This is a genomic window from Stenotrophomonas sp. PS02297, assembly GCF_029959705.1.
Classification (GTDB): Bacteria; Pseudomonadota; Gammaproteobacteria; order Xanthomonadales; family Xanthomonadaceae; genus Stenotrophomonas; species Stenotrophomonas nitritireducens.
In genome coordinates, this window is the sequence record NZ_JASCOS010000127.1 from 1 (window position 1) to 10,177 (window position 10,177).

11 protein-coding genes are annotated in these 10,177 nt (G+C 70.8%); 4 read left to right on the plus strand and 7 right to left on the minus strand.

The features are described from left to right. Both QMX80_RS16570 and QMX80_RS16575 read right to left on the minus strand, forming a co-directional pair. Positions 1 to 1,277 (minus strand): DUF3772 domain-containing protein (locus QMX80_RS16570; RefSeq protein WP_282278262.1); only part of this gene is annotated, 1,277 nt, incomplete at its 3' end. A gap of 134 nt (positions 1,278 to 1,411) precedes the next feature. Then, on the minus strand, positions 1,412 to 1,660 hold the full coding sequence (locus QMX80_RS16575; protein ID WP_055766515.1) for a hypothetical protein: 249 nt from the start codon (positions 1,658 to 1,660) through the stop codon (positions 1,412 to 1,414). Between the two features lie 143 nt (positions 1,661 to 1,803). Here QMX80_RS16575 and QMX80_RS16580 point away from each other — a divergent pair, with 143 nt between their 5' ends. The 3 genes from QMX80_RS16580 (at position 1,804) to QMX80_RS16590 (ending at position 4,065) form a co-directional block, all read left to right on the plus strand. After that, a complete protein-coding gene (locus QMX80_RS16580) occupies positions 1,804 to 2,295 on the plus strand; it encodes a lipocalin family protein (RefSeq protein WP_055766520.1) in 492 nt (163 codons plus the stop codon). A 23-nt stretch (positions 2,296 to 2,318) separates the two neighbouring features. Then, positions 2,319 to 3,530 carry an FAD-dependent oxidoreductase gene (locus tag QMX80_RS16585; RefSeq protein ID WP_282278266.1) on the plus strand — a complete coding sequence of 404 codons (1,212 nt, stop codon included), beginning with the start codon at positions 2,319 to 2,321 and terminating at the stop codon, positions 3,528 to 3,530. Positions 3,531 to 3,627: 97 nt separating this feature from the next. Further along, a complete protein-coding gene (locus tag QMX80_RS16590) occupies positions 3,628 to 4,065 on the plus strand; it encodes a hypothetical protein (protein WP_055766526.1) in 438 nt (145 codons plus the stop codon). A gap of 34 nt (positions 4,066 to 4,099) precedes the next feature. Here the strand turns inward: QMX80_RS16590 and QMX80_RS16595 are convergent, their stop codons facing one another. After that, positions 4,100 to 4,423 carry a DUF6122 family protein gene (locus tag QMX80_RS16595; RefSeq protein ID WP_055766530.1) on the minus strand — a complete coding sequence of 108 codons (324 nt, stop codon included), beginning with the start codon at positions 4,421 to 4,423 and terminating at the stop codon, positions 4,100 to 4,102. A gap of 7 nt (positions 4,424 to 4,430) precedes the next feature. After that, a complete protein-coding gene (locus tag QMX80_RS16600) occupies positions 4,431 to 5,477 on the minus strand; it encodes an NAD(P)-dependent alcohol dehydrogenase (protein WP_273081072.1) in 1,047 nt (348 codons plus the stop codon). Between the two features lie 107 nt (positions 5,478 to 5,584). Between QMX80_RS16600 and QMX80_RS16605 the strand changes: the two genes are divergently transcribed. Continuing rightward, the gene (locus QMX80_RS16605; RefSeq protein ID WP_282278268.1) at positions 5,585 to 6,055 is read left to right on the plus strand and encodes a DUF1456 family protein; all 471 of its coding nucleotides are present in this window, start codon (positions 5,585 to 5,587) and stop codon (positions 6,053 to 6,055) included. A 478-nt stretch (positions 6,056 to 6,533) separates the two neighbouring features. Here the strand turns inward: QMX80_RS16605 and QMX80_RS16610 are convergent, their stop codons facing one another. From QMX80_RS16610 to QMX80_RS16620, 3 genes are all read right to left on the minus strand, one after another. Continuing rightward, positions 6,534 to 7,109, minus strand: a complete 576-nt coding sequence (locus QMX80_RS16610) for an Ax21 family protein (protein WP_282278269.1) — start codon at positions 7,107 to 7,109, stop codon at positions 6,534 to 6,536. A 135-nt stretch (positions 7,110 to 7,244) separates the two neighbouring features. Then, the gene (gene cueR / locus QMX80_RS16615; protein WP_082443549.1) at positions 7,245 to 7,718 is read right to left on the minus strand and encodes a Cu(I)-responsive transcriptional regulator; all 474 of its coding nucleotides are present in this window, start codon (positions 7,716 to 7,718) and stop codon (positions 7,245 to 7,247) included. A 93-nt stretch (positions 7,719 to 7,811) separates the two neighbouring features. Next, positions 7,812 to 10,177 (minus strand): heavy metal translocating P-type ATPase (locus QMX80_RS16620; RefSeq protein WP_282278271.1); only part of this gene is annotated, 2,366 nt, incomplete at its 5' end.

Consider the following 10,177-nt stretch of genomic DNA (forward strand, 5'->3'; position numbering starts at 1 on the left):
CCCAGGCGCGCCAGCACCAGCCAGCCGCTGCGCGCCGCGCGCGGCAGCTTCGCTCCCGGCGACGCGTCGGCCTGCTGCTCGGCCAGCGCGGCCTCGGCCGCGCGGCGCCGGTGCAGCCGGGTCAACGTCGCCAGCATTGCCATGATCAGTGCCACATACGTCAACGCGACCAGGCCGTCGAGCGTGACCGTGCTTACCTGCGAGGTGCGCGCGGCGCGGTTGATCTCGCGCAGCAGCACGGTCAGCCAGGTCAGTCCGGCGGCTCCCCAGGCGAACCAGCGCAGGCGCAGCGCCGCCGTGTCGTCGATGTTGAGCAGCCGCCACGATGGCCGGTGCGGTACCAGCAGACAGGCCGCCAGCGCGGCGATGAAGGCCGATACGAAGGTGACCCAGATGAACTTGTCCGCCACCGACTCCAGCCGCGGCGGAATCGCCGAGATCCCATGCAGGCTGGCGACCATCACCACGGCGGCGAAACCCGGCAGCAGGGTACCGACCAGCAGCAGCCAGACCGCCAGTCCCGAACGGCGCAGGCGCCCAGCCGGCGCGTGGTCGGAAGCGGCATAGCGGCGGCCGAGGTGGCGCAGCCACAGCCGCAGCGGGAACACCATCAGCAGGGCCAGCGCCGCCCCCAGCAGCGGCGAGCTCCAGCCATGCGCGGCCACCGCCGTTTCCAGGCCGCCTGCCGCCTGCCGGTACAGCCCCTGGATGCGCGTGAGGTCGTCGGGCAGGCTGCCGGCGAACTGGCGCCACAGCGCCGGCGACAGCGGCGAACCGACCTTGCGTCCGAACTGCTCGCCGATCTGCTGGCTGCGCGCCTTCTCGATCGAATCGCTCAGCTGGCGCGCATCCTCGGCCAGCAGCTTGCCGCGCTTGACGTCCGCATCGACCTGGCTGCGCTGCTGATCCAGCGCGTTGCGCTGGCGGGTGATGCTGCGCTCCTCGGTGGCACCGTCGTCCAGCGGCCCAAGCTGGGCGATGCGTGCGTCGATCTGCTCCAGCTGCGGCACCAGCGCCGCCACCGCGGCATCGGCATCGCGCTTGGCCTGCAGCGCCTGTTCGGAAAGCGTACGCAGTGTTTCCGGCGCGTCGGCGTCGTCCAGCGAACGACGCACCGCCTGCAGCGCGCGCTCGGCCTGGCCGATGCGCGCCTGCGGCGACGGCGCCTCGGCGGCCGGATCGGCGGCACTGGCCGCCAGGGGCGACATGCCGCTCCCGGCCAGCAGGAACACCAGCAACAATGCGCGCAGCAACGGGAAACGGTGGCGGAAGGACAAGGCGGTGGATCCGCGGGCATGCGCGGACCACCGCGCGTGTGCGGACTATAAGTCAGCCCGCGTCCACGCTCCGACAACAGCGCGCCTGCCAGCGCCGTCCTGTTGCCCTCACGGCGAGCATCGCGCAGCCCGGCTCAGTACTTCAGGCCGAGCTCGGCCACGTGCGGCCGATGCGACGCGTAGAGGTCCTGGAATTCTTCCTCGGTGAGCTCGTCGAGCGCATACACCGCCACCGGGTCCCACTCGCGGTCGGTCGGCAGCGGCTGCCGCGGCCCGGCGCGCAGCGAGTAGCTTCCGCCCTCGTAGTCGACCAGGTCCGGGACCTGCTCCCAGCGTTCGCGCGCAAAGCGCTCCGGGTCCTTGAGAAGGATCACGGCGTACATCGGCCTCTCCCGTTTTCGGAGCTGCAAGCCTAACGCAAGCGCGTTGCCGGAGCGTGCCGCGACGCCGCGGGCGAGCGCTTGGGCACATCGCATTCACCGCCGCTGGCCTATAGCTCCATGGACCCGCCCTGCCGGAGTCCGCCATGAACCATCCGCCGCTGCCCACCGTCGCCGCCCTCGACCTGCCGCGCTATCTCGGCACCTGGTACGAGATCGACCGCCTGCCGATGCGCCACGAACCGGAAGATGCCACCGACGTCAGCGCGCACTACACGCTCGAAGACGATGGCGGCATCCGCGTGCGCAACCGCTGCCTGCGCGATGGCGAACTGCAGGAGGCCATCGGCCAGGCCCGGCCGATCGATGCGTCCAACAGCCGCCTGGAGGTGAGCTTCCTGCCCGAAGGGCTGCGCTGGATTCCGTTCACCAAGGGCGACTACTGGGTGATCCTGGTCGATGCCGGCTATGCCAACGCGCTGGTCGGCAGCCCGGACCGCAAGTACCTGTGGCTGCTGGCGCGCGAACCGCACATGGACGAGACCACCCGCCAGCACTACATCGGCTACGCGCGCCAGCAGGGCTTCGACGTGGAGCGCCTGATCCACACGCCGCACACCGGCCATCCGACCGCCTGAACGGCCTGCGACGGGACCGCTGCATGGACCTGAAGAGCGGCTACCCCTTCTGGGCGGTCAGGAACGGCCTGATGCGCGCCTATCCGCCGTTGCGGCAGGCGCTGCGCTGCGATGTCCTGGTGATCGGCGGCGGCATCACCGGCGCGCTGGTCGCCGACGAGCTGGCCCGCCACGGGCACGACGTGGCGGTAGTAGAACAGCGCGACATCGGCTGGGGATCGAGCGCGGCCAGCACCGCGCTGCTGCAGTACGAGATCGATACGCACATGGTCGACCTGGCCAGACGTTACGGCGAGCAGGCGGCGGTGCTGGCCTACCGCGCCTGCGCCGACGCGATCCCGGCGCTGCAGGCGCTCGCGGCGGAAGTGCGCGGCGTCGACTTCCGCCGCGGCGACAGCCTCTACTACGCCAGCCGCAGGCGCCATCGCGACGACCTGCGCGCCGAGTTCGGGCTGCGCAGGAAGCACGGCTTCGGCGTGCACTGGCTGGAACCGGGCGACCTGCTTGCCGCCTATGGCTTCCAGGCGCCGGCGGCCATCCTCAGCGACCTGGCCGCCAGCCTGGACCCGTACCGCATGGCGCACCGCCTGCTGGCGCGCCTGCAGCGGCGCGGCGCGCGGGTGTTCGACCGCACCACCATCGCCAGCCTGCGCCCGATCTCGCGCGGCGTGGTGGCGACCACCGCCGATGGCGTGCAGGTGCGCTGCGGCCATGTGGTGCTGGCCGCCGGCTATGCCAACGAACGCTGGCTCGACCAGCGCGTCGCGCGCAACCGCAGCAGCTATGCCTTCGTCACCGATCCGCTGCCGGCCGAGGCGCTCGGGCCGCTGCGCCGGACCATGCTGTGGGAATCGGCCCGTCCCTACCTGTACCTGCGCAGCACCGCCGACCTGCGCCTGCTGGTCGGCGGCGAGGACGACGCCGTGGACGTGCCGGCACGCCGCGATGCGCGCGTGGACCGCAAGGCGCATCGGCTGGTCGCCAAGGTGCGGCACCTGTTCCCGCAGCTGCCGGTGACGCCGGCCTTCGCCTGGGCCGGCACCTTCGCCGAAACCCGCGACGGACTGCCGTTCTTCGGCGCGCATCCGCAATGGGGACCGCACGTACTGTTCGCCATGGCCTATGGCGGCAACGGCATCACCTACTCGATGCTCGGCGCCGGCCTGCTGCGCGCGGCGATCGAGCGGCGCCGGCACCGGCTGTCGGGGTTGTTCGGTTTCGCCCGCCTGGAGTGAGCGCGCCGCCCACGACAGCCCCGGTTCACCGCCGCCGCGCTAGCGTCGGCGTCTCCCACCTGCCACGATGACGGCCCCAGCCAGGAGCGCCAGCGCGATGAACCGGTCCTTCACGATCCTTGCCTGCCTGCTGGCGCCGGCCCTGGCGACGGCGCAGCCGGCCGGCACCGCGCCCGGTTCGCTGGACCTGAGCGTGCCGCAGGCGCCGATGCGCTATCTCAACGATCCGTCCTACCAGGCCGATGCCCCGGGCACCTACTACGGCGACCACAGCGGCCCATTGCCGCGCAAGGACGCCACGGCCGCGACGGTGGTCGACGACAAGCTGCAGGTGCACGGCGCGCTCAGCACCGGCATCGGTTATTCCAAGGCCTACGGCAACAGCCACTGGAGTTCGGCCGATATCAACATCGGCAAGAACTACAACACCGACGAAGGCAAGACCCGGCGCGTGGACCTGAACATCCATGTCAGCCAGGGCAAGGGCGCCGGCCCGTTCGGCTACGGCCCCGGCCCCTGGTACGGCGGCTGGTGAGCCCGCGCCGCGCCGGCCACAGGCGCGGACGGCATCAACCGCCGCAGCGCATCCAGGCGCAGTCGATGGCGTCCAGCGCCAGGTGCAGCAGCAGGCCGATGCCGAACAGCCGCGTACGCCGCGGCAGCAGCAGTCCCGCATAGACGATGGCCGCCGGCGCGGTGTGCAGCGGGTGGAAACCGATGCTGCAGCGGTCCGGCGCATAGATCGGATCGGCCAGCAGGTGGTCCAGGTCGATCACCCAGCCCAGCAGCATCAGCAGCCAGGCGCGGCCGAAGCGCGGGCGCCAGAACAGCCACGCCAGCAAGGCCGGCACCGCCGCGTGCAGGCACAGGTGCAGGATCGCGCGCAGTCCCATCGGCCGCTCAGGCGCCGGCCAGCGAGGCCATGTCGATGACGAAGCGGTATTTCACGTCCGAACGCTCCATGCGCGCGAAAGCCTCGTCGATGCGCTGCATCGGGATCGATTCGCAGTCCGGGTAGACCCCACGCTCGGCGCAGAACTCCAGCAGTTCGCGGGTCTGTGCGATGCCGCCGATCAGCGAGCCGGACACCTGGCGGCGGCCGCGCATCAGCGCCGCGGCGTTGACCGGCATCTGCTCCAGCGCGCCGACCACGACGATGCGGCCTTCCACGTCGAGCAGGCGCACGTAGGGGTCGAGTTCGTGCGCCACCGGCACCGTGTCGATGACCAGGTCCATCGATGCAGCCGCCGCCTTCATCGCCTCGGCGTCGCGCGACAGCAGCACGCGATGCGCGCCAAGCGCGCGCGCATCGTCGGCCTTGGCCGCGCTGCCGGTCACCAGGGTGACCTCGCAGCCCAGGGCCACGCCGAGCTTGACCGCCATGTGCCCCAGTCCGCCCAGTCCCACCACGCCCAGCCGCGTGCCGGGGCCGGCGCCGTAGTGGCGCAGCGGCGACCAGGTGGTGATGCCGGCGCACAGCAGCGGCGCGGCGCGCGCCAGGTCCAGCTTGGGCGACAGGCCGATGGCAAACGGCTCGCGCACCACGATCATCCGCGAATAGCCGCCCAGCGTGGTCTCCCCGCTGACGCGATCGCGGCCGTTGTAGGTCATGGTCGGGCCCTGCCGGCAGAACTGCTCCTCGCCGTGCCCGCACTGGTCGCAGGCCAGGCAGCTGTCGACCATGCAGCCGACACCGACCGGATCGCCCACCTTCAGCCGCGCGACCGCGCTGCCCACCGCACTGACCCGGCCGATGATCTCGTGGCCCGGCACCATCGGGTAGCGCGAACCGCCCCAGTCGTTGCGGACCTGGTGCAGGTCCGAGTGGCAGACGCCGCAGTACAGGATGTCGATGGCCACGTCGTCCGGGCGCAGCGCGCGGCGCTCGATGGCCATTGGCTGCAGCGGCGCGCCGGCCGATGGCGCGGCGTAGGCGGGAATGTGCATGGCTGTTCCGGGGGGAAGGACCACCGGATTGTACCGGCCGCTCCCGGCGGCGGCGTTACACTGTGCGCCCTGCCGGGCAGTCGCGCCGCGGCCGTTCCGGAGTGGTGATGATCAACAACGACGTACTGCGCAGCATCCGCTACATGCTCGACCTGGGCGACAAGCACGTGGTGGACCTGATCCACATGGCCGACCCGGCGGTCGACGTGGACCAGGCGCAGGTGCACGATTTCCTGCGCCGCGACGACGAGCCGCTGTTCGAAGCCTGCCCGGACGCGGCGCTGGCGCGCTTCCTCGACGGCCTGATCCTCCACTTCCGCGGCCGCGACGACTCGCAGCCGCAGCGCACGCCGGAAACGCGCATCACCAACAACCTGGTGCTGAAGAAGCTGCGCGTCGCCTTCCAGCTCAAGGACGTGGACATGCACGAGATCTTCGAGGCGGCCGGCTTCCCGCTGTCCAAGCCGGAGCTGTCGGCCCTGTTCCGCCAGCCGGACCACAAGAACTACCGGCCCTGCGGCGACCAGGCGCTGCGCAATTTCCTCAAGGGCCTGACCGCGCGCCTGCGCGCCGCCTGAAGGGGACGGCACCGTCCGCTGCATCGGCGTGCCCCTGTAGAGCGGGGCAACGCCCCGCTGAAGCCTTCCCGGGCAAGCCCCGCCGGGCGTTGCCCGGCGCTACAGGATGCGCGGCCTGCAACCGGTCCGGCACCACAGGTCCACGGCAGAAGCCCGGCATCGCTGGGCATCACGACCAGCCCCCTGTAGAGCGGGGCAACGCCCCGCTGGAGGCTTCCCGGGCAAGCCCCGCCGGGCGGTGCCCGGCGCTACAGGATGCGCGGCCCTGCAACCGGTACGGCACGACAGGTCCACGGCAGAAGCCCGGCATCGCTGGGCATCACGACCAGCCCCTGTAGAGCGGGGCAACGCCCCGCTGGAGCCTTCCCGGGCAAGCCCGCCGGGCGGTGCCCGGCGCTACAGGATGTCCGGCACGACTGACGCACAGCAAAAAGCCCGGCATCGCCGGGCTTTTTGCATGTCGCTGTCCGCGGGCTTCTTACCAGCTGAAGCGCGGGCCGACCGACCATTCCTTGTCGCCGTGGCGGTCCATCTTGATGTCGCCGTTGATGCCCCAGTTCTGGTTCAACTTCACCTGGCCACCCAGGCGGCCGTAGAACTGGCCTTCCGGATTGACGCCGTGCTTCCTGGTGTAGTCCTGGTAACCAGCAAAGGCATACACCTCGACGTGCTCACCGAACGCGTTGCGCAGGCCCACTTCGGCGTTGTAGCCGTCGAAGTCCAGGTTGCTGTGGTGCGGGTCGAACTTCTGGTAGGCCACGCGCGCGACCAGGTCGGCGCTCGGCGCGATGGCGCGGTTGTAGCCCGCACCGATGCGCCACTGGTCGTACTTGGCGTCGGTGTGGTCGACCTTCTGCTGGGTGAAATCACCGAACACATGGAAGTTCGGGTGGAAGGCCCAGGAGCCCTTCAGCGCCCAACCGTCGGCGTCGGGACCGGAAACGTCGGTCTTGACGTAGTCGCCTTCGACATAGTTGTAGGAAAGATTGTCGGCAGCCGAAGCGGCGAACGGGAGGGCGGCCGCCAGGGCCAGGGCAATCAGGGAAGTCTTCATGGGGGTACACCTTCAGGAATTACTGTCTGGTGGCGCGGCGGCTCGTCGGCTGCCTGCGTCCGGATGTAATTTTTCCGTTATCCACCTCAATCCTTCCTGAAGTCGCCGTCCCGCCTGAACGGCTTTTTTAGGCTTTTATTCAGGCGTTTTCTGGCACGCGCGCGCCCTGCCACGGCTTCCTTTCGCCAGCCTTTTGCCTCCCGCCGGAGAATGCAGCGGCGCACCGGTGGCGATGTCGCTGAGGATCGGGCAGTCCGGCCGCTCGTCGCCGGCGCAGCAGTCGGCCAGGGTCTGCACCGTGGCCACCATGTCCTGCAGTTCGGCGATGCGCTGCTGCAGCACCGCCACATGCTCCAGCGCCATGCGCTTGACGTCGGCGCTGTGGCGCGAGCGGTCGCGCCACAGCTGCAGCAGTCCGCCGATGCGTTCCACGCTGAAGCCCATGTCGCGCGAGCGCTTGATGAAGCCCAGCGTGTGGATGTCGCGCGGCCCGTAGACGCGGTAGCCGGACGCGGTGCGCGCCACCGGGCCGATCAGGCCGCTGTCCTCGTAGTAGCGGATCATCTTGGCCGAGATGCCGGTGGCCTTGGCCGCCTGGCCGATGTTCATGGCGTCTTCCATCATCGTCTCCGTGGGGGCACACCACAGCGCGCCATGGGTCGTACCGGGAAAACCTCATCACGCGCAAAGGTGCGCCCGTGCTCATGCCCAGGGCATGAATCGCCGCAGCCGCAGCGCGTTGCCGAGCACGAACACCGAGGACAGCGCCATCGCCCCGGCGGCGAACACCGGCGACAAAAGCACGCCCCACAGCGGATACAGCACGCCCGCCGCCACCGGGATCAGCGCGGTGTTGTAGGCGAATGCCCAGAACAGGTTCTGGCCGATGTTGCGCATCGTCGCCTGGCTCAGCGCGATGGCGTTGGGCACGCCCTGCAGGCTGCCGGACATCAGCACCACGTCGGCGGCCTCGATCGCCACGTCGGTGCCGGTGCCGATGGCCATGCCGACGTCGGCCGCGGCCAGCGCCGGCGCGTCGTTGATGCCGTCGCCGACGTAGGCCAGGCGGCCATGCGCGGCCTGCAGCCGGTTGACCGCATCGACCTTGCCTTCCGGCAGCACCTCGGCCACCACCTCGTCGATGCCCAGCTGGCGCGCGATGGCCTCGGCGGTACGGCGGTTGTCGCCGGTGATCATCGCCACCTTCAGCCCCAGCGCGTGCAGGCGGGCGATGGCCGCGGCGGTGTCGGGCTTGATCGGATCGGAAACGGCGATGATCGCGGCGAGCCTGCCGTCGATGGCGGCATACAGCGGGGTCTTGCCTTCCTCGCCGAGCCGCGTGGCGATGGCGGCGAACGCCAGCACATCCAGCCCGATCTTCTGCATGAAGCGGTCCGCGCCCACCTCCACCCGCACGCCGTCCACCTGCGCGCGCACGCCATGGCCGGTGACCGACTCGAAGGCCTGCACCGGCGGCAGCGCCAGCCCGTCTTCCAGCGCGGCCTTCACGATCGCGCGCGCGATCGGATGCTCGGAGCGGTCTTCCACCGCCGCCACCTGCGCCAGCACCGGTCCGCGGGCGAAGCCGTCGGCCAGGTGCAGGTCGGTCAGCAGCGGCCGGCCTTCGGTCAGGGTGCCGGTCTTGTCCACCGCCACCACCGTCGCTTCCTTCAGCAGCTGCAGCGCCTCGCCCTTGCGGAACAGCACGCCCAGCTCCGCGCCGCGGCCGGTGCCGACCATGATCGAGGTCGGCGTCGCCAGGCCCATCGCGCAGGGGCAGGCGATGATCAGCACCGCCACCGCGTTGACCAGGGCGAACGTCAGCGCCGGCGAAGGCCCGGACAGCCACCATGCCACGAAAGTGAGCAGCGCCAGGCCCATCACCACCGGCACGAACCACATCGTGATGCGGTCCACCCGCGCCTGGATCGGCAGCTTGGCGCCCTGCGCCTGTTCCACCAGGCGGATGATCTGCGCCAGCACGGTGGCGCCGCCGACCGCGGTGGCGCGCACGCCGAGCGCGCCGGTCTGGTTGACGGTGCCGCCGACCACGCCGGCGCCGGCCGCCTTGGCCACCGGCACCGGCTCGCCGGTGATCATCGATTCGTCCACGTAGCTGTCGCCGTCCACCACCACGCCATCGACCGCGATGCGCTCGCCGGGACGCACGTCGACCACGTCGCCGGCCACGACCTGCGCCAGCGGCACCTCCACCGCGCCGCCATCGCGGCGCACGCGCGCGGTCCTGGCCTGCAGCTTGAGCAGGCGCCTGATCGCCTCGGAGGTGCGGCCCCTGGCGCGCGCTTCGAGCATGCGCCCGAGCAGGATCAGGGTGACGATGACCGCCGCCGCTTCGTAATAGACATTGACCGTGCCCGCCGGCAGCAGGCCCGGCAGGAAGGTCGCCACCAGTGAGAAGCCGTAGGCGGCCAGCGTGCCGACCGCGACCAGCGAGTTCATGTCCGGCGCGGCGCGCAGCAGCGCGGGAATACCGGCGCGGTAGAAGCGGCGACCGGGGATCGCCAGCACCAGGGTGGTCAGCGTGAACTGCAGCAGCCAGCTGTTGTGCGTGCCCAAGGTCGCGGCGATGGCGTGGTGGAAGGCCGGCACCAGGTGCGCGCCCATTTCCAGTACGAACACCGGCAGGGTCAGCGCCGCGGCCAGCAGCAGGTCGCGCCTGAGGCCGCGCAGTTCCTCGTCGCGGCGCTGCGCTTCGCGGTCGTCGTCCACGGACGCCTCCAGCATGTGCGCCTGGTAGCCGGCTTTCGCGACCGCCGCGACCAGCGCGGCCGGATCGAGCGCGGCGTCGCCGTGCACCAGTGCGCGGCCGGTGGCGAGGTTGACGCTGGCCGACCGCACGCCGGACACCCTGGCCAGAACGCGCTCGACGCGGCCCACGCACGAGGCGCAGGTCATGCCGTCGATGCCGAGCTCCAGCGGTACCGGCGCGGGCACTTCGTAACCGGCCTTCTCCACCGCTCGGACCAATGCCTGCCGGTCCACGCCATCGCCGCGCACGGTGGCGCGGCCGGTGGCCAGGTTCACCGCGGCGCTGGCCACGCCGGGCA